18 protein-coding genes are annotated in these 18,390 nt (G+C 58.3%); 14 read left to right on the plus strand and 4 right to left on the minus strand.

All coding sequences use genetic code 11. The features are described 5' to 3' along the window. From mepA to ACO6VX_RS01365, 4 genes are read left to right on the plus strand one after another with little or no spacing between them, the layout of a single operon-like run. Positions 1–825: a penicillin-insensitive murein endopeptidase gene (gene mepA / locus ACO6VX_RS01350; protein ID WP_191916899.1), complete on the plus strand. Its 825-nt coding sequence runs from the start codon at positions 1–3 to the stop codon at positions 823–825. An 8-nt stretch (positions 826–833) separates the two neighbouring features. Further along, positions 834–1,637: a sulfite exporter TauE/SafE family protein gene (locus ACO6VX_RS01355; protein WP_010257955.1), complete on the plus strand. Its 804-nt coding sequence runs from the start codon at positions 834–836 to the stop codon at positions 1,635–1,637. A 19-nt stretch (positions 1,638–1,656) separates the two neighbouring features. Next, complete coding sequence (locus ACO6VX_RS01360) at positions 1,657–2,202, plus strand: elongation factor P hydroxylase (RefSeq protein ID WP_003854284.1); 546 nt, start codon at positions 1,657–1,659, stop codon at positions 2,200–2,202. Between the two features lie 32 nt (positions 2,203–2,234). Further along, positions 2,235–2,519, plus strand: coding sequence for a YfcL family protein (locus ACO6VX_RS01365; RefSeq protein ID WP_010257960.1), 285 nt, complete (start codon positions 2,235–2,237; stop codon positions 2,517–2,519). Between the two features lie 33 nt (positions 2,520–2,552). On the opposite strand, the gene mnmC is transcribed toward ACO6VX_RS01365, so the two are convergent. Beyond that, the gene (gene mnmC / locus ACO6VX_RS01370; protein WP_422457475.1) at positions 2,553–4,559 is read right to left on the minus strand and encodes a bifunctional tRNA (5-methylaminomethyl-2-thiouridine)(34)-methyltransferase MnmD/FAD-dependent 5-carboxymethylaminomethyl-2-thiouridine(34) oxidoreductase MnmC; all 2,007 of its coding nucleotides are present in this window, start codon (positions 4,557–4,559) and stop codon (positions 2,553–2,555) included. A gap of 154 nt (positions 4,560–4,713) precedes the next feature. On the opposite strand from mnmC, the gene fabB reads away from it, so the two are divergent. Continuing rightward, positions 4,714–5,934: a beta-ketoacyl-ACP synthase I gene (gene fabB / locus ACO6VX_RS01375; RefSeq protein WP_010257968.1), complete on the plus strand. Its 1,221-nt coding sequence runs from the start codon at positions 4,714–4,716 to the stop codon at positions 5,932–5,934. An 85-nt stretch (positions 5,935–6,019) separates the two neighbouring features. On the opposite strand, the gene ACO6VX_RS01380 is transcribed toward fabB, so the two are convergent. Then, entirely contained in the window at positions 6,020–7,444 is a 1,425-nt protein-coding gene (locus ACO6VX_RS01380; protein ID WP_010671441.1) for a PLP-dependent aminotransferase family protein, read from the minus strand. A gap of 87 nt (positions 7,445–7,531) precedes the next feature. On the opposite strand from ACO6VX_RS01380, the gene ACO6VX_RS01385 reads away from it, so the two are divergent. Further along, a complete protein-coding gene (locus ACO6VX_RS01385; protein WP_010257974.1) occupies positions 7,532–7,975 on the plus strand; it encodes a rhodanese-like domain-containing protein in 444 nt (147 codons plus the stop codon). 1 nt (position 7,976) lies between these two features. Here the strand turns inward: ACO6VX_RS01385 and flk are convergent, their stop codons facing one another. Together flk and ACO6VX_RS01395 are read right to left on the minus strand one after the other, a co-directional pair. Further along, positions 7,977–9,026 (minus strand): flagella biosynthesis regulator Flk, encoded by a 1,050-nt coding sequence (gene flk / locus ACO6VX_RS01390; RefSeq protein WP_010671443.1) that lies wholly within the window; start codon positions 9,024–9,026, stop codon positions 7,977–7,979. 203 nt (positions 9,027–9,229) lie between these two features. Then, positions 9,230–10,129: a DMT family transporter gene (locus ACO6VX_RS01395; protein WP_191914157.1), complete on the minus strand. Its 900-nt coding sequence runs from the start codon at positions 10,127–10,129 to the stop codon at positions 9,230–9,232. A 97-nt stretch (positions 10,130–10,226) separates the two neighbouring features. Here ACO6VX_RS01395 and ACO6VX_RS01400 point away from each other — a divergent pair, with 97 nt between their 5' ends. The 8 genes from ACO6VX_RS01400 (at position 10,227) to dedD (ending at position 18,203) form a co-directional block, all read left to right on the plus strand. Beyond that, a complete protein-coding gene (locus tag ACO6VX_RS01400; protein WP_033772307.1) occupies positions 10,227–11,006 on the plus strand; it encodes an AraC family transcriptional regulator in 780 nt (259 codons plus the stop codon). Positions 11,007–11,061: 55 nt separating this feature from the next. Beyond that, positions 11,062–12,195: a 4-phosphoerythronate dehydrogenase PdxB gene (pdxB, locus tag ACO6VX_RS01405; RefSeq protein WP_159227095.1), complete on the plus strand. Its 1,134-nt coding sequence runs from the start codon at positions 11,062–11,064 to the stop codon at positions 12,193–12,195. 302 nt (positions 12,196–12,497) lie between these two features. Beyond that, complete coding sequence (locus ACO6VX_RS01410; RefSeq protein WP_010257986.1) at positions 12,498–13,505, plus strand: aspartate-semialdehyde dehydrogenase; 1,008 nt, start codon at positions 12,498–12,500, stop codon at positions 13,503–13,505. A gap of 2 nt (positions 13,506–13,507) precedes the next feature. Next, complete coding sequence (truA, locus tag ACO6VX_RS01415; RefSeq protein ID WP_008926481.1) at positions 13,508–14,311, plus strand: tRNA pseudouridine(38-40) synthase TruA; 804 nt, start codon at positions 13,508–13,510, stop codon at positions 14,309–14,311. Positions 14,312–14,340: 29 nt separating this feature from the next. Then, complete coding sequence (locus tag ACO6VX_RS01420; RefSeq protein ID WP_010257990.1) at positions 14,341–15,003, plus strand: DedA family protein; 663 nt, start codon at positions 14,341–14,343, stop codon at positions 15,001–15,003. Positions 15,004–15,147: 144 nt separating this feature from the next. Continuing rightward, the gene (gene accD, locus ACO6VX_RS01425) at positions 15,148–16,062 is read left to right on the plus strand and encodes an acetyl-CoA carboxylase, carboxyltransferase subunit beta (protein ID WP_266094035.1); all 915 of its coding nucleotides are present in this window, start codon (positions 15,148–15,150) and stop codon (positions 16,060–16,062) included. A 94-nt stretch (positions 16,063–16,156) separates the two neighbouring features. After that, complete coding sequence (folC, locus tag ACO6VX_RS01430; RefSeq protein WP_422457481.1) at positions 16,157–17,425, plus strand: bifunctional tetrahydrofolate synthase/dihydrofolate synthase; 1,269 nt, start codon at positions 16,157–16,159, stop codon at positions 17,423–17,425. After that, positions 17,415–18,203 (plus strand): cell division protein DedD, encoded by a 789-nt coding sequence (gene dedD / locus ACO6VX_RS01435; RefSeq protein ID WP_422457482.1) that lies wholly within the window; start codon positions 17,415–17,417, stop codon positions 18,201–18,203. The genes folC and dedD overlap by 11 nt, the downstream gene beginning before the upstream one ends. Positions 18,204–18,390 lie beyond the last annotated feature (187 nt).

An 18,390-nucleotide genomic window follows, 5' to 3' on the forward strand; every position in this document is an offset into this window, starting at 1 on the left:
ATGAAGGCTCTTCTGCTTACCCTGAGTGCGCTGTTGATCAGCGCCTCCAGCCTGGCGGCGACGCCGTGGCAACGCATCCAGCAGCCGATCACCGGCGCACCGCAGTCAATCGGTGGCTTTGCCAACGGCTGTATTGTTGGCGCCGAGGCGCTGCCCCTGAATTCACCGCACTATCAGGTGATGCGTCAGGATCAGCGGCGCTACTTTGGTCATCCCGATCTGATTCAGTTTATTCAGCGTCTCAGTACGCAGGTACATAACCTGCAACTGGGCAACGTGCTGATTGGTGACATGGGCATGGCAGCAGGCGGACGTTTCAGCAGCGGTCACGCCAGCCATCAGACCGGGCTGGATGTCGATATCTGGCTGCAACTGCCGAAAACCCGCTGGAGCGTCCAGCAACTGCTGAAGCCGCAGCCGCTCGATCTGGTCGGGCCGGGTGATAAAAATGTGATTGCGCGCCACTGGCAGCCAGAAATTGATAGCCTGATTAAACTGGCCGCCAAAGATGATGATGTGACACGGATCTTCGTCAATCCGGCGATTAAAAAGCAGCTTTGTGCCGATGCAGGTAACGATCGTGACTGGCTGCGTAAAGTGCGCCCGTGGTTTGCTCACCGTGCCCATATGCATGTGCGCCTGCGCTGCCCGGCGGGCAGTATCGGCTGTGAAGATCAGCCTGCACCGCCTGCTGGTGATGGCTGTGGCGCAGAGCTGCAGAGCTGGTTCCTGCCGAAACAGCCTGGCTCGGGCGCGCCGGTGAAACGTGAGCCGCCGCCATTACCGCCTGCCTGTCAGGCCCTGCTGGATAAACATCTACTGTAAGGGATTCCATGGATTGGTTTGTGGTCAGCCCGCTGCTCGTCGGGCTGCTGTTTTTAATCGCCATGCTCGCCGGTTTTATTGATTCAATCGCGGGTGGCGGGGGATTACTTACGGTACCTTCGTTGCTGGCGGCGGGCCTTTCTCCGGCCCAGGCGCTGGCGACCAATAAACTGCAATCGGTCGGTGGATCGTTTTCCGCCAGTCTCTACTTTATCCGGCGTGGTGCGGTCAATCTGAATGAACAGTGGCTGAACATTGCCATGACGCTGCTGGGTTCCGTGCTGGGCGCGATACTGATTCAGCGCCTGCAGGCGGATTTCCTGCGCCAGATGCTGCCGCTGTTTTTAATCGCTATCGGTCTGTGGTTCCTGCTGATGCCGCGCCTCGGCGAAGTGGATCGCGCGCGCCGTCTGCATGGTCTGGCCTTTGCCCTGGTCGGCGGCGGGGCTGTGGGATTCTATGACGGATTTTTCGGACCGGGCGCAGGATCTTTTTATGCGCTGGCTTTCGTCACGCTCTGCGGCTACAACCTTGCCAAAGCGACCGCCCATGCCAAGGTCCTCAACTTCACCTCGAACCTCGGCAGCCTGCTGTTCTTTATGTTCGGCGGCAAAGTAGTGTGGGGAACCGGCCTGATCATGATGCTCGGCGCTTTCTGCGGCGCGCGTCTGGGCGCAAGACTGGTGCTGAGCCGCGGACAGAAGCTGATCCGCCCGATGGTGGTGATTGTGTCTGCCGTCATGAGCATTAAATTACTGTGGGACAGCCATGGCAGCGCCGTTATGGCCTGGCTTGCCACGCTGCAATCGTAACCTAAAACCTGATACCGTCATGAACCCGACTCATCATTATGAACAGCTGATCACGCTGTTTGATCGCTGTTTCAGCGATGAATTTCAGACCCGTCTAATTAAAGGCGATGATGAACCGATCTATCTTCCTGCTGATGCTGAATCGCCGTGGAATCGTGTGGTCTTTGCTCACGGCTTCTACGCCAGCGCCCTGCATGAGATCTCTCACTGGTGCATCGCCGGTGAAGCGCGCCGCAAACTGGTCGATTTTGGCTACTGGTACTGTCCGGATGGCCGTGATGCGCTGACCCAGAGTCAGTTTGAAGCGGTGGAAGTGAAGCCACAGGCGCTGGAGTGGATGTTTTGTACGGCGGCAGGCTTTCCCTTCAACGTGAGTTGTGACAATCTCGACGGGGATTGTGAACCGGATCGCATTGCGTTCCAGCGTAAAGTGCATGCTCAGGTCATGAGCTATCTGACGTCGGGCATTCCCGACCGTCCCGCGCGTTTTATTACCGCCCTGGCGGAATTTTATGGCAGGCCTTCATTAACAGCATCGCAGTTTCCCTGGCCGGACGATCTGTGATGCAGAAAGGCATTATTAAAAGAGGAATTGAGATGATCGCAGAATTTGAAGCGCGTATTCTGGCCCTGATTGACGACATGGTCGAGCATGCCAGTGACGATGAGCTGTTCGCCAGCGGTTATCTGCGCGGGCATCTGACACTGGCGGTCGCTGAAGTGGAGCAACTGGGCGAACATACGCCAGAAGCGCTGCAGATTCAGGTAACCCGCAGTCTGCAAAATGCCATTGCTGCCGGAGAACTCTCGCCACGCGATCAGGCATTAGTGGTCGGGATGTGGGATAACCTGTTTGTTCAGGCACGCCAGCTCTCCGCGTAATGGTGCAGGGCGGCGTACCGCCCTTAGCGTCCGCTAAACGGCTTTTCCCTTTAGTAATTTCCTCACCCAGTAACGATTCGGATTGAGTGCTGCCAGGGTACTGGCATCCAGAGGCTGCGGCTCGCCCGCCAGCTGAGCTGCCAGCACTTCGGCCGCCAGCGGCGCACTGCACAGGCCGCGCGATCCCAGCGCCCCAAACAGATACAAGCCCGCAAGATCGGGTGCGTCAGCGATATCGCTGCCTGCCGCCTGCTGTGCCGGTAAATCAGCATACTGCGCCAGCGTAGCAGCATAATCCGGCACGCCGCCCACCATCGGCAGGTGATCCCGGGTGGCGCAGCGCACCCCCATTCTTGCCTCTCCGTCACTGACATCCACCGTTTCGGCCCAGCTGCTGTCAGGCAGGCAATGCAGCAGGCGGCTGCGGTTCTCCTGCTGATCCTCCTCCCGATACGCGGTTGCGGTATCGCCACGGTGATAGCTGGCCCCGATACAGTGCGTACCAAACTGCGGGCTGACAGGCGTCAGATAGCCGTCGTAACAGAGCACCGTTTGCAGCGCGTTGAGGCCGGGCGTAGAGGGAACATGGCTTACCTGACCGGCCACCGGATAGGTCGGCAGCGGGGCGCTTTGCGCAAAGTCAGCAATCGCATGACCGTTTGCCAGTACCACGGTCGGATGACGTACCGCCGGACGATCGCTGAACGTCAGCATCCAGTGATCATCCTCACGGGAAAGCGCGCTCACCCGGTGCAGCCAGTGAATGCGCAATCCCTGGGTTTCGCCATGCGCCAGCATCGCGGTGGTCAGCTCTGCCGGTGAGAGCCAGCCGCCTTGCGGATAGAAAATGCCGCCACAGCCATGTTCAACATTTGCCCGTTTTTCAGCTTCTGCCACATCGACGCCACAGGCGATGATTTCAGGCAGGTCCATCGCCAGCATCTGATCGATCTTCTTACGGCTTTTCTCATCCCAGCCCAGCTGCAGCACACCGCTCCAGTGATGCTCATAGGTGACGGTTAATTGATCATACAGCCGCCGCGCAAAGCTGAAGGCTGAGGGGAAAAAAGTGGCAAGTGCCGGGTCGTGCTGATTGAGCAGCGGATAGAGCGCTCCCTGACGGTTGCCGGATGCGCCCAGCGCGGGCGCCTCATCGGCGCAATAAAGCGTTACCCGCCAGCCGCGACGCAGCAGCGCCAGCGCCAGGGTGGCACTGGCGACGCCGCCGCCAATCAGGGCCACATCACGCTGCTGCGCAGCCTGACGATGATACCAGGGCTGCGCGGCGGGCAGCGGAGGCGCATCCTGCAACGGCCCGCATAGCATTTCGCGCTTCGGACCAAATCCTTTGCGGCGGATGACCGCAAAGCCCGCCTGCTGCAGACCGCGCCGGACAATACCTGCAGCCGTAAAAGTCGCGAAGGTCCCCTGCGGCCGCGCCAGTTTTGCCATCATGCCGAACAGCTCCGGCGTCCACATATCCGGGTTCTTTGAGGGCGCGAACCCATCCAAAAACCAGGCATCGACCTGACGATTCAGGCTCTCATCCAGCTGGCCCATCAGCAGGTTAATATCGCCCAGCCACAGGTCGAGCGTGATGCGGCCGCCATCAAACAGCAGACGCTGACAGCCGGGCAGGGCAGCGGGCCACTGCGCCTGCAGCGCCTCCGCCCAGGGGGCCAGTTCGGGCCAGTGCTGCTGCGCCGCAGTTAAATCTTCACGGGTTAACGGAAATTTCTCAAAGCTGATGAAATGCAGACGTTTTAAAGTGGCGTCGGGCTGTTCGCGCTGAAACGCATCGAACGCCTGCCACAGCGTCAGGAAATTAAGACCGGTGCCAAAACCGCTCTCCGCCACGATCAGCAGATCGCGCGGATGCTCAGCAAAACGCTGGGGAAAACCGTTGCCGCCAAGGAAGACATAGCGTGTCTCTTCCAGACCGTTGTCATTAGAGAAATAGACATCGCCAAACGCTCGGGAAACAGGTGTACCCTGTTCATTCCAGTTTAGCTTTGCATGTTCAACCGGGGTCAATTTCACGGTAAAGGCTCGTTTTTCAGGCAGTGGCGCGATTCTAGCGACCTGCGTGACATGACGCAAATTTACAAAAGGAAATAGCTGATCGGACTTGTTCGGCGTACAAGTGTACGCTAGAGTGCATGCCAATTAAGAAGAAGTGGATGAGGAAGATTGAATGAAACGTGCTGTGATTACTGGCTTAGGGATCGTTTCCAGTATTGGTAATAACCAGCAGGAGGTGCTGTCATCTCTGCGTGAAGGACGCTCTGGCATCACCTTTTCTGAAGAGATGAAAGATTCCGGCATGCGTAGTCACGTCTGGGGTAACGTTAAATTAGATACCACCGGCCTCATCGATCGCAAAGTTGTGCGCTTTATGAGTGATGCGTCCATCTATGCTTATCTTTCCATGGAAGAAGCGATTAAAGATTCTGGCCTCAGCGCTGAAGCGTATCAGAGCAACCCACGAGTGGGTCTGATTGCGGGTTCAGGCGGCGGCTCCCCACGTTTCCAGGTATTTGGTGCTGACGCAATGCGCAGCCCACGCGGCCTGAAAGCGGTTGGCCCTTATGTGGTCACCAAAGCGATGGCCTCTGGCGTCTCTGCCTGCCTCGCAACGCCATTCAAAATTCATGGCGTAAATTACTCGATTAGCTCCGCCTGTGCCACTTCTGCGCACTGTATCGGTAACGCCGTTGAGCAGATCCAGCTTGGCAAACAGGATATCGTTTTTGCGGGCGGCGGCGAAGAGCTGTGCTGGGAAATGGCCTGTGAGTTCGACGCCATGGGCGCGCTCTCTACCCGTTACAACGACACGCCAGAAAAAGCGTCACGCACTTATGACAATGAGCGCGACGGCTTTGTTATCGCCGGTGGCGGTGGCATGGTCGTCGTTGAAGAGCTGGAGCATGCGCTGGCACGTGGTGCGCATATCTATGCCGAAATCGTCGGTTATGGTGCCACTTCAGACGGTGCAGACATGGTTGCTCCATCAGGTGAAGGCGCAGTGCGCTGCATGAAGATGGCGATGCACGGTGTCGATACACCCATTGACTATCTGAACAGCCACGGAACCTCTACCCCGGTGGGTGATGTGAAAGAGCTGGGTGCGATTCGTGAAGTGTTTGGCGATAACACGCCATACATCTCAGCAACGAAAGCGATGACCGGCCACTCTCTGGGTGCGGCTGGCGTGCAGGAAGCGATCTACTCGCTGCTGATGCTGGAGCATGGCTTTATCGCGCCAAGCATCAACATCACCTCGCTTGACGCGGCAGCAACCGGTATGAACATCGTCACTGAGCCGATGGAAAAAGAGCTGACTACCGTGATGTCTAACAGCTTTGGTTTTGGCGGTACCAACGCCACATTGACCATGCGTAAATATCAGGCGTAATTATTACGTCAGCACTCTGAAGGGCCGGCTTGCCGGCCCTTTTTGTTTTACAGCCCATCCGCTTTACCTCGTTCAACCCTCCGTTTTAGCCCTCCCGCTGCAGCAGCCGCAGCAATGTATCGCATCCTGCCACAATCTCGTCAGGCGTCAGTGCGGCAAAGCCCAGCATCCAGCCTTGCTGAGATGAAGGCCCGGCATAGAGCGGACTCAGACGCGGCAGCAGCAAACCCTGTTGAGCCGCCAGTGCGCTTAATCGCGCTTCATCCTGTTGCAGTCTGACAGTTACCTGTAATCCGCCGCTGCTGACAATCGGCGTGATCCACGGCGACAGTTGCTGAGCGATTAGCGTCAGCAGCAGATCGCGACGGCTGTGATAGAGCTGACGCATCAGCCGCAGATGGCTGGCGAAATGTCCCTGTTGCAGAAAGGCGGCTGTGACAGCCTGCGGCAGCAGGGCGCTGTGTCCATCCAGCACGCTGCGTGCCTGGCCTATGGGGGTAATCAGCGCGGGCGGGACCACCATCCAGGCCAGCCGCAGGGAGGGAAACAGCGACTTCGAGAAGGTGCCCAGCGTAATCACCCGCTGATGGCGATCCAGTCCCTGTAGCGCAGGGATAGGACGTTCGTCGTAGTGAAATTCGCTGTCGTAATCGTCTTCGATCAGCCAGCACCGGTTGCGCTGCGCCCAGTCCAGCCACGCCAGGCGTCGCGTCAGGCTCAGCGTCACGCCGGTAGGGTAATGATGCGATGGCGTCAGATACATCAGTTTTGCACTGCCGCTGGCGGGGATGGCACCTTCGGCATCGACCTCAATCCCGCGCACCTGTGCGCCGGCAGCCAGAAAGGCGTTACGCGCACCAGGATAGCCCGGCTCCTCCATCCATACCTCATCACCGGGATCGACGAACATCATTGCCAGTAACTGCAGTGCCTGTTGTGAACTGGTCAGAATGATCACCTGTTCCGGCTGGCATGCCACGCCCCGGGAAAGTGCCAGATAATCCGCGAGTGCGCTGCGTAACGGCAGGTAGCCGCAGGGATCGCCGTATCCCATTGCGGCACTGCCCAGTGAACGCTGCACGCTGCTGCCGAGGCGTCGCCACGTGTCATGGGGAAAAGCGCGTAACTCCGGTGAACCGGCGGCGAATGCATGGGGAAAAGGGGGATCCTGACAGCCACCGGTTGCCAGTACCTGCTGGCCCCGCGCCGAGAAACGGACGGGCTGAGGCCGGGCTGGAAATGATGATGAGTGGGTGGGGATGATGATGGCAACAAAAGTACCGCGACCGGTCTCGCGTCGCAGATAGCCTTCACTTTCCAGCTGTCCGTAGGCCGCTTCCACCGTCACACGTGACAGACGCAGATCCTGCGCCAGCTGCCGACTGGACGGCAACTGCTGACCAGCATGCAGATGGTGCCGGTTGATCGCCAGTCGCAGGGTAGAGCAGAGCCGCTCGCGCACGCCGCCACTGGTCTGATGCTGGAAAAGTTGTAATAACGGTGAAGACATATGGGTCTTATACCTGATGGGGAATGGGTATCAGTAAGCAGTCCACTTTGCCGTAAACTGCAGACTCACCACAACAGGAGAATCGCTATGTCATCGGTTTTACGAATTCCGGCCGCCACCCCGCAGCAAAGCCTCGACTATCTGCAGGCAAAACTCGCTTTTTACACCGACGCCTGGGATCTGGCGGAAGATCTGGAACGGCAAATCCCGGATATCGTGGTAATCGATGCTCGCGCGCCGGAGGCTTATCGCGCCGGGCATATTTGCGGCGCGATCAACTTTCCGCATCGCGAGATGGATGCCACTACCACGGCCCGGCTCGATCGCAGTAAAGTTTATGTCACGTATTGTGACGGCATTGGCTGTAACGGCTCGACGAAAGCGGCCTGGAAACTGGCCTCGCTGGGATTTCAGGTGAAGGAGTTGATTGGCGGGCTGGATTTCTGGAAACGTGACGGTCATCCGCTGACCTGGGGTGATGCACCGGGCGAATGGCCAGTCGCCGCGCCCAAAGCATTCTGTGGCTGTTAACTCAGAGGACCAGCCAGAGTAAAAGGGTGATGACAACCAGAGCGACAAAGAAGCCCAGCAGGGGGCGCTCTGCCAGAGGCTGAATCGCGGGCGGCAGCGACGCAACAAAGGGCGACCAGATCGGCTGCGGTTTAATCTCGCTGGCTGCCAGAGGCTGTTCGAGAAGTTTTTCTGCCCGGTCGGCGCGCCGGCTGAACAGGAAGTTCAGCAGATCCTGGGTCTGCGTTACGGTGAGCACCGTCTGCGGTGTCGCCTGGAAACGCTGCTGGCTGTAATCCTCCAGTTGCTGCCGCTCCTGCTGATCAAGCGGCTGTTTCAGGGACGCTTCCAGCAATTGCAGCGTCGGTGCACTGTGCTGACTCAACGTCTGGCGCACCTGCAGATACTGGGTCAGCAGCGGGAAGTGGCGCGACGGGATGGGATCACCGCTGGTGAGGTTGACCAGTTTCAGCGCAGCCGTCCACAGCTTACCGGTGGATTCGCCAGTGGCAGCGGCCAGGCGTACCACCTGCTGATTCAGCGTATGGTGCTCGGCAGGCAGCAGCGTGCGATCGCTGACGCGGATCTGCTGCGGCTGAGGAATCGTCATCTGCCCGTTCTGCAGCATCGTCAGCACCTGGCGCAGCTGATCCTGGCTCAGCGCGCTCAGTACGGTCTGACCAAATTGCTGACGGATAAAGTCGCTGACGGCCTGACGGTTATTCCCTTTCGGCAGCAGATCGGTGAGCTGGGTCATCAGCTGGCGTGTGGCATGCCCATTTTGCGTCTGCGTAAGGCGGCCATTAAGGTACTGTTCCGCTGCCGGAAAATGACGCGACTGTAATTCCGCTTCACTCTTTACGCCCACTTCATGGCGTACGCCCGCCCACAGTTCAGGCGCTTTAAGATTACTGAGCGATGAGATACGCACGATCAGGCGTTCTAACGTTGTGCGCTGCGCAGGGGAGAGGGGCTGTTCACCGGCCACTGAACCGTGACGCGTTACGCCAGTTTGCGGATTGACAGATGAACGATCGCCGACCGGCACACCGGGGCCGCTGAGTGGTTGCATGGCGGATTCCTTGGGAAAACAGAACAGCGTGGGGTGCGCCGGAAAATGAATAGGCCATGATAGCAAAAGCCCCCGGGAAATCCCACGAGGGACATGCGTTTCGGCGCGAGATTTACGCTTCAGCTGTAGACTCTCTTCACTGCCATCCTCAACAGTACCCTCACTCGCCACAGCCGCTACCCGTAATCTGCCGGCCGCGCTATTCAGGGCAGCGGGTGGCTCACCGGTTTACGGCGGGATAAGGGGGTACGCAGCCGCTGCGCCAGTATCACACCGCCAAGCGTCAGACCACCGCCAATCCAGTGGTAACTGTGTAGTTGCTCATGCAGGAAAATCACCGCGATCACCGCGGTAAATACCGGGATCAGATTCATAAAGATACTGGTGGTGCTGGCACCCAGACGCTGCACACCGTGGATCCACAGGAACGGCGCGATGATCGAAGCAAACAGACCGGCAAAGGCCACCAGCGGCAGGTTGTGCCGGTTAAGCGCCACCTCGGGGGCCAGCAGAAAACCAGGCAACAGCAGTACGACACCAAATAAAATCTGCACATACAGGCTTTGCCAGATCGGCAGCGGCAGTGCCCAGCGTCGTGTCAGCACGCCATACAGCGCATAGGCGGCGGAGGCGGCCAGCATCAGCAGTTCACCTTTGCCCAGACCGTGATTCAGCAGCTGCATCACGTTGCCCTCACTGACCAGCCACACCAGACCGGTAAAGGAGATGATGCTGCCAAGCAGGATGCCCAGCGTCGGCGCAATCCGCAGGATCACCACGCTCAGCAGTACGGTGAGCAGGGGGATGAGGGCGCCGATAATGCCCATAAAGAGTGCGCTGACACTGTGTGCTGCGTAGTAGGCGAGACTCTGATAGAGCACCATGCCGAGCAGGCCAAGGATCGCCAGCCGCCAGAGGTGCGGTTTAATGACCTGACGCGTGCGCCACACGCCGGGCAGCACAAAGGGCGTCAGCACCAGCAGCGCCAGTAACCAGCGGTAGAATGAGATCGCCGCCGGATCGATCGCATCCGCCGAGAGTTTGCTGACAATTGAGTTGATCGACCAGATTATTACCGCAAAGAGCGGGTACAGGAAAAACATGCTGACTCTCCACACGCCATAATGAGGCGCAGTGTACGCTTGTCCGGATTTATTCAGATAGTTAATATCGGACAAAATTAGTTGTGGAGCGGACAGAATGACCCTGAAAGTGATCTACCAGCCGCCCCTTGACGCGCCGCAACTGCGCTACTTTATGCGTTATGAGCAGGCCAATGCCCGCACCGAATATCTGCCGCATGCGCATGCCTGGGGTCAGCTCATTATGGTGAAAAGCCACGTACTGGAGATGCAGGTCGAGGGTGAGCGATTGCTGACACCGGCAGATATTCCGGTCTGGATCCCACCGGGTCAGCTTCATAGTAGCTATAACCATCGTCAGGCACAGTTCCGTACCTTTAATCTGGCGGCCCCATTATGCGCCGATCTGCCCCGGCGCGCCTGCCTGCTGCTGGTCGATCCCATTGCACACGCCATTTTGGATGAGTTTGCTGAGCAGCAAATCGAGCAACCCGAAACGGATGCGCAGTGGCGGCTGTGCGAGGTGCTGCGCGATCGCCTGCAGCTGGCGCAGGTACAGGAGAGTTATCTGCCCACCTCTGACGATAAATTTCTGGCGCCGGTGTTACATGCGCTGGAAGCGCATCCGGGCGATAACACCACGCTGGCAGGCTGGGCGGCGCGGGTCTTTACCACCGAACGGACGCTGGCGCGTCGCTGCCAGCAGCAGCTTCATATGACCTTTGGCGAGTGGCGGCAGCGGCTGCGGTTTCTGCGCGCCATTGTGCTGCTGGAGCAGGGGGAAAGCGTGCAGAGCATCGCCCATGAGCTGGGATACAGTTCAGCTTCGGCGCTGATTGTGATGTTCCAGCAACAGGCGGGAACCACGCCCGAACGCTACCGTGCGCGGTTAGGCTAACGCGTCGCTTTGTGCCAGAATAATTGCCTGATATGTAACTGACAGGAAAGCCGTGGTGAAAATTCTGGTCGATGAAAATATGCCTTATGCCCGTGAGCTATTCAGCCGTACCGGCGACGTGGTCGCGGTGCCGGGGCGTCCGCTGCCGGTGGCTGAACTGGCCGATGCCGATGGCCTGATGGTGCGCTCAGTCACCCAGGTTAATGAGGCCCTGCTGGCAGGAAAGCCGGTGAAATTTGTCGGAACCGCCACGGCGGGCACCGATCATATCGACGAGAACTGGCTGCAGCAGGCGGGCATTGCGTTCTCTGCTGCACCCGGCTGTAACGCCATTGCGGTGGTGGAATATGTTTTTTCTGCGCTGCTGCTGCTGGCGGAACGCGATGGTTTCCAGCTGCGTGACCGCACTGTCGGCATCGTTGGCGTCGGTAACGTCGGTGGGCGACTGCAAAAGCGTCTTGAGACCTGGGGCATCAAAACCCTGCTGTGCGATCCGCCGCGCGCCGATCGCGGTGATGAGGGGGATTTCCTGTCGCTGGAGGCTGTGACAGAGCAGGCTGATATTCTGACGTTCCATACGCCGCTGTTTAAAGAGGGCCCGTATAAAAGCTGGCATCTGGCGGATGCGGCGCTGCTCATGGCGCTAAAGCCTAATACTATTCTGATCAACGCCTGTCGCGGCCCGGTGGTGGACAACAGCGCGCTGCTGGAGGTGCTGAAAATGCGGCACGATCTTAGCGTCGTGCTGGATGTCTGGGAGCCGGAGCCGGATCTGTCGCTGGCGCTGCTGGATAAGGTCGATATCGCCACGCCGCACATCGCGGGCTACACGCTGGAAGGCAAAGCGCGCGGCACCACCCAGGTATTTGAAGCCTGGTGCGACTTTATTGGTCAGCCGCAGCAGGTGCCGCTCAGTACCTTACTGCCGGTGCCGGAATTCAGTGAAATCACCCTGAATGGCCCGCTGGATCAGCCAACGCTGAAACGCCTGGCGCATCTGGTGTATGATGTGCGCCGCGATGATGCCCCCCTGCGTAAAGTGGCGGCGAAACCCGGCGAGTTTGATCGCCTGCGCAAGCAGTATCAGGAGCGCCGCGAGTGGTCATCGCTGCAGGTGAACTGCGATGACGCCACAACCGCTGAGCTGCTGAACCAGCTGGGCTTTAACGCAATCATTTCCCCGGAATAGCGGGCGCTGCAGGTCAGGCGCCCTGGCGCGGTTTCTGCACTGAATTAATCAGTGAACGGAAGGCGCGCGCTGCTGGCATGTCTGCATGACGGCGGGTTCTGGGGGGATATACCCAATGGATTTCGGGTTGCATTGAGGCGGCAAGAGAACGAATCCCGATGAGCTTACTCAGGTAAGTGATTCGGGTGAGTGAACGCAGCCAACAAAGATGCAACGTGAAAGACGACGGGGATAAATCTGAATCCCTGGGCGGTGAATATCATCGCCTTCTGTTTTTATGTCATTGTCTGGAGTAAACCAACATGTCTGACGGCTGGAATATTGCGCTACTTGGCGCGACAGGCGCAGTAGGGAACGCTGTACTGGAACTGCTGGCGGAACGCCAGTTCCCGGTTGGTGAATTATATTTGCTGGCCAGCGAAAACAGCGCGGGCGAAATCAAACGTTTCGAAGGCCGCTCGGTGCGGGTCGAAAATGCGGAGACGTTCGACTGGTCACAGGCGCAGCTGGCCTTTTTCGTGGCGGGACGTGACGCCTCGGCGCGCTTTGCCGAGGAAGCGGCCAATGCCGGTTGTCTGGTAATCGACAGCAGCGAGCTGTTTGCGCTGGAACCCGATGTGCCGCTGGTGGTGCCAGATGTGAATCCGCAGGTGCTGGCAGATTATCGCAATCGCAACATCATCAGCGTGGCGGATAACCTGGTAAGCCAGCTGCTGACCGCAATTAAACCGCTGGTGGATGCGGCCGGATTGAGTCGTTTACAGGTGACTAACCTGATCTCAGTCTCCAGCTACGGCAAAGTGGCTGTTGATGCGCTGGCCGGGGAAAGTGCCCGCCTGCTGAACGGTCTTCCGGCCGATGAACACCATTTTGGTCGTCAGCTGGCGTTTAATCTGATGCCACAACAGGCCGACGCAGAAGGCAGCGTGGAGAGTGAGCGTCGCCTGATTGATCAGGTGCGTAAGGTATTGCAGGACGAAGGCTTACCGATTGCGGTCAGCAGCGTACAGGCTCCGGTGTTCTACGGTAATGCGCAGATTGTGCATATCGAAAACCTGCGCCCGCTCTCTGCGGAAGAAGCGCGTGCCGAACTGGCGCTGGCGTCAGATATTCGTCTGAGCGAAGAGGATGAAGTACCGACGCCGGTCACGGATGCCTCAGGCAACGGCGAACTGAGCATCGGCGCTGTGCGCAACGACTACGGTATCCCCGAACTGCTGCAGTTCTGGTCAGTGGCGGACAACATTCGTTTTGGCGGCGCACTGATGGCGGTGAAAACCGCTGAGAAACTGGTTCAGGAGTATCTGTAACCATGTCCGATGGTCAGACGCAAAAACTGGCGCTCGGCATCGAGTATGACGGTAGCCGTTACTACGGCTGGCAGCGTCAGAATGAAGTCCGCAGCGTGCAGGAGAAGGTAGAACGCGCGCTGTCGAAAGTCGCCGATCATCCGGTCAGCATTTTTTGTGCTGGCCGCACCGATGCAGGCGTACACGGGACGGGGCAGGTGGTCCATTTCGAGACCACCTCGCAGCGGCCTGATGGTGCCTGGACGCTGGGCGTCAACGCTAATCTGCCGCCGGATATTGCGGTGCGCTGGGTGAAAGCGGTGCCGGATGAATTTCATGCCCGCTTCAGCGCCACGGCCCGACGCTATCGCTACCTGATCTACAATCAGCGTCTGCGTCCGGCGGTGCTGGCGCAGGGCGTGACGCACTTTTACCATCCTCTGGATGCAGAGAAGATGCAGCGCGCCGGGCAGTGTTTGTTAGGCGAGAATGATTTCACCTCATTCCGAGCCGTGCAGTGCCAGTCGCGTACACCGTGGCGCAACGTGATTCACCTCAACGTGACGCGTCAGGGTCCCTACGTGATTGTGGATATCAAAGCCAATGCCTTTGTGCATCACATGGTGCGCAATATCGTGGGCAGCCTGATGGAGATAGGCTGCGGCAATAAGCCGGAGTCATGGATGGCAACGCTGCTGGCGGCGAAGGATCGGACATTAGCCGCAGCCACAGCCCGGGCAGAGGGGTTGTATCTGGTGGCGGTGGATTACCCATCCCACTTTGCGTTACCACAGCCGTCGATGGGACCGTTGTTCCTCGCGGATTAATTCACTTTCAGGACTTAAAAGGGCGCGCCATGGAGTTTCTCCATTTTCTGGTTGATTTTATTCTGCACATTGATGTGCATCTTGCCGAACTGGTTGCACAGTACGGTATCTGGATTTACGCTATTTTGTTCCTGATTTTGTTCTGCGAAACCGGTCTGGTGGTGACGCCCTTCCTGCCGGGTGACTCGTTGCTGTTTGTGGCGGGCGCACTGGCGGCGTTGCCGGGTAACGATCTTAATGTGCATGTGATGGTGGCATTATTAGTGGTGGCCGCGGTTCTGGGCGACGCAGTGAACTACACCATTGGCCGCCTGTTTGGCGAAAGGTTGTTCAGTAACCCGAACTCGAAGATTTTCCGTCGCAGCCATCTGGATAAAACCCATGCGTTTTATGCCCGTCATGGTGGAAAAACCATTATCCTGGCGCGCTTCGTGCCGATCGTGCGAACCTTTGCGCCGTTTGTTGCCGGTATGGGCCATATGTCCTATCGCCACTTCGCGCTGTTCAACGTAACGGGTGCGCTGCTCTGGGTGCTGCTGTTCTCCTATGCCGGCTACCTGTTTGGCGATCTGCCGGTGGTGCAGGAAAACCTGAAGCTGCTGATTGTGGGCATTATCCTGGTCTCGATTCTGCCAGGTGTGATTGAAGTCTGGCGTCATCGCCGTCAGGCTAAGCAGCAGAAGCAGCCGTAAGGCTGCGCTCAGGGGTAAGACCAGATTTTTATCCACAGTCTGAACAGGTTGTGGTTTAATGAGCGACATTTACCGTCTGCTGAAGCGGTTTTCAGCAGTATCAAGACGACTGGACCAGGTCAGTTTTAAACAGAAAGGTCATCAATGAGCTGGATTGAACGCATTCTTAATAAAAGCACCGGAACGCCTGTGCGCAAAGCCAGTATCCCGGAAGGGGTCTGGACCAAGTGTGACAGCTGTGGTCAGGTGCTCTACCGCGCCGAGCTGGAGCGTAATCTTGAGGTCTGCCCGAAGTGTGACCATCACATGCGGATGCACGCACGTGAGCGCCTAGGCAGTGTCCTCGATCAGGGCACGATGGTTGAGCTGGGTAGTGAACTTGAACCTAAAGATCTGCTCAAGTTCCGTGACTCCAAAAAGTACAAAGATCGTCTGATCGCGGCCCAGAAAGACACCGGTGAGAAAGATGCGCTGGTGGTCATGAAAGGTCAGCTGCACGGCATGCCGGTTGTTGCGGCGGCCTTTGAATTTGCCTTTATGGGCGGTTCAATGGGCTCTGTGGTCGGTGCGCGTTTTGTACGTGCGGTTGAGCAGGCGTTAGAAGATAACTGCCCGCTGATCTGCTTCTCCGCCAGCGGCGGGGCGCGTATGCAGGAAGCGCTGCAGTCGCTGATGCAGATGGCGAAAACCAGTGCGGCACTGGCAAAAATGCGTGAGCGCGGTCTGCCTTATATTTCCGTGCTGACTGACCCGACCATGGGGGGCGTTTCGGCCAGTTTTGCCATGCTGGGCGACCTCAATATCGCGGAACCTAAAGCACTGATCGGCTTTGCCGGCCCACGCGTTATTGAGCAGACCGTGCGTGAAAAACTGCCGCCGGGCTTCCAGCGCAGTGAGTTCCTGATTGAAAAGGGCGCGATTGATATGATCATTCGCCGTCCGGAAATGCGCTACAAACTGGCAAGCCTGCTGGCAAAAATGATGAACCTGCCGGCACCGCTGCTTGACGGTGAACAGTCCGCTCCGGCGACGACTGAATCGGAAAGCAACGAGGCCTGACAGGAGATAGAGAGGTGCGTCCAAAGCACCTCTTACCAATGCACCGTATACCGCAGCAGCAGCCTGCCAGGTATAAATAAGCAAAACGGGACATATGGACAATCTTCACCTTCCCCAAGCCACGTCGCCTTTGGCCACGTGGCTTTATTATCTTGAGCACCTGCATACTCAGGCCATTGAACTGGGTCTGGACCGTATTCGTCAGGTAGCGCTTCGTCTCGACCTGCTGAAACCCGCTCCTTTTGTCTTTACCGTGGCCGGTACCAATGGCAAAGGCACCACCTGTCGCACCCTGGAAACGCTGCTGATCGCCGCGGGCTACCGCGTTGGCGTGTACAGCTCACCGCATCTGGTGCGCTATACCGAGCGCGTGCGGGTTCAGGGAGAGGAGCTGAGTGAAGCGCAGCACTGCGCCAGTTTTGCGGAGATTGAAGCCGGACGTGCAGATATTTCGCTGACCTATTTTGAATTTGGCACGCTCTCTGCGTTGAATCTGTTCCGCCAGGCGCAGCTGGATGTCGTGATCCTCGAAGTCGGCCTAGGCGGACGGCTGGATGCGACAAACATTGTGGATGCCGATGTCGCGGTGGTCACCAGCATTGCACTCGATCACACCGACTGGCTTGGCCCGGATCGCGAAAGCATTGGGCGTGAAAAAGCCGGTGTGTTCCGGGCGGGGAAACCTGCGGTAGTGGGTGAACCGGATATGCCGCAGAGTATTGCCGTGGTCGTACAGGAAAAAGGTGCGCAGCTGTTGCAGCGCAACCGTGACTGGTCGTGGCATGCGCAGGCAGAAAGCTGGTCACTGCGTGATGCGACGGGTGAGCTGAACGATCTGCCGCTGCCGCAGGTGCCGCTGCCTAACGCGGCGACCGCGCTGGTGGCGCTGCGGGTCTCCGGGCTTGAGGTCAGTGAGGCGCAGATTCGCGCCAGCCTGCCGCTGGCGATGCTGCCAGGCCGTTTTCAGACCCTCAGCGAATCACCGCGCGTTATTCTGGATGTCGCCCATAACCCGCATGCGGCAGCGTATCTGGCGTCGCGGCTGGCGGCACTGCCGAAACGCGGCAAAGTGCATGCCGTGGTGGGCATGCTGCATGATAAAGATATCGCCGGAACGCTGGCGGCGCTGGCACCGGTGGTCGATGCCTGGTACTGCGCGCCCCTTGAGGGTCCGCGCGGCGCCAGTGCTGAGCAACTGCTGAACAACCTGCCGCAGGGCGAGGCTTTTAGTTCGGTTGAGCTCGCCTGGCAGCAGGCACGCCAGCGGGCAGCGCCGCAGGACATTGTGCTGGTCTGTGGTTCATTCCACACCGTTGCACAGGTCATGGAATCGATTGAAACGGAGAAAGGACGTGGCAAGTAAGTTTCAGAACCGTTTAGTCGGCACCGTTATTCTGGTCGCCGTTGGCGTGATTGTGCTGCCAGGGCTGCTGGATGGTCAGAAAAAGCATTACAAAGAGGAGTTCGCCGCCATTCCGCTGGTGCCGAAACCTGACGATCAGCAGGACAGCGAAATGGTGCCGCCGGTAACCCAGTCGCTGCCGGCACAGCCGCCGGAAGGCGCGGGCAATGCGGTCAGCAGCAGCAATGGCAATGGCAACGGTAAAACCAACGCTACGGCAGAGCAGGGTCGGACTCAACCGGAAGACGAGAGCGATACGGTAGTGGTCTCGCCGCCGCCGGTTCATCAGTCTGTGCCCGCACAGACGGTGACGAAGCCGAAGGTCGTTGAGCAGCAGAAACCGAAAGTAACAGAGCAGCCTAAGCAGAAGCCGGTCGAACAGCAGAAGCCAAAAGCCGTGGAGCAGCCTAAACCTAAACCGGTTGAACAGCCTAAAGTGGTCGAACAGCCGAAGCAGGAAGAGGCGCCAAAATCAGCAGAGACGACAGCGCCGGCAGGGCAGGCTTATGTGGTGCAGTTAGGTGCGCTGAAAAACGCCAGCAAAGTGAATGAGATTGTCGCGCAGCTGCGGCTGTCGGGCTATCGCGCCTTTACCGTGCCTTCAACGCCGGTACAGGGTCAGATCACCCGCATTTACGTTGGGCCGGATGCGTCGAAAGCCAAAATGCAGAGTGCGGTTGGCGAGCTGAAAAGCATCTCAGGACTGGGCGGTGTCGTGAAGCCATACAGCGCCCGCTAAAACCGGCGATTGGCGCTGCCGATAGCAGTAACAGGCAGCGTCTTTTACCCCTCAGGCAGCGCGTTTAAAGCGCGCTGCCGTGCAAAATAGTCAAGATTTTCAACGGCCTGTCCGGCTTAGAATCACCTGGGCGATAGCGTTTTTTTTCATCGCCTTTTTTATGGATGCAGAAAAAGAAAAGCGCTAC

The sequence above is a fragment of the Pantoea sp. BJFS-204 genome, from assembly GCF_049310725.1.
In the GTDB taxonomy this organism is placed as follows: domain Bacteria; phylum Pseudomonadota; class Gammaproteobacteria; order Enterobacterales; family Enterobacteriaceae; genus Pantoea; species Pantoea agglomerans.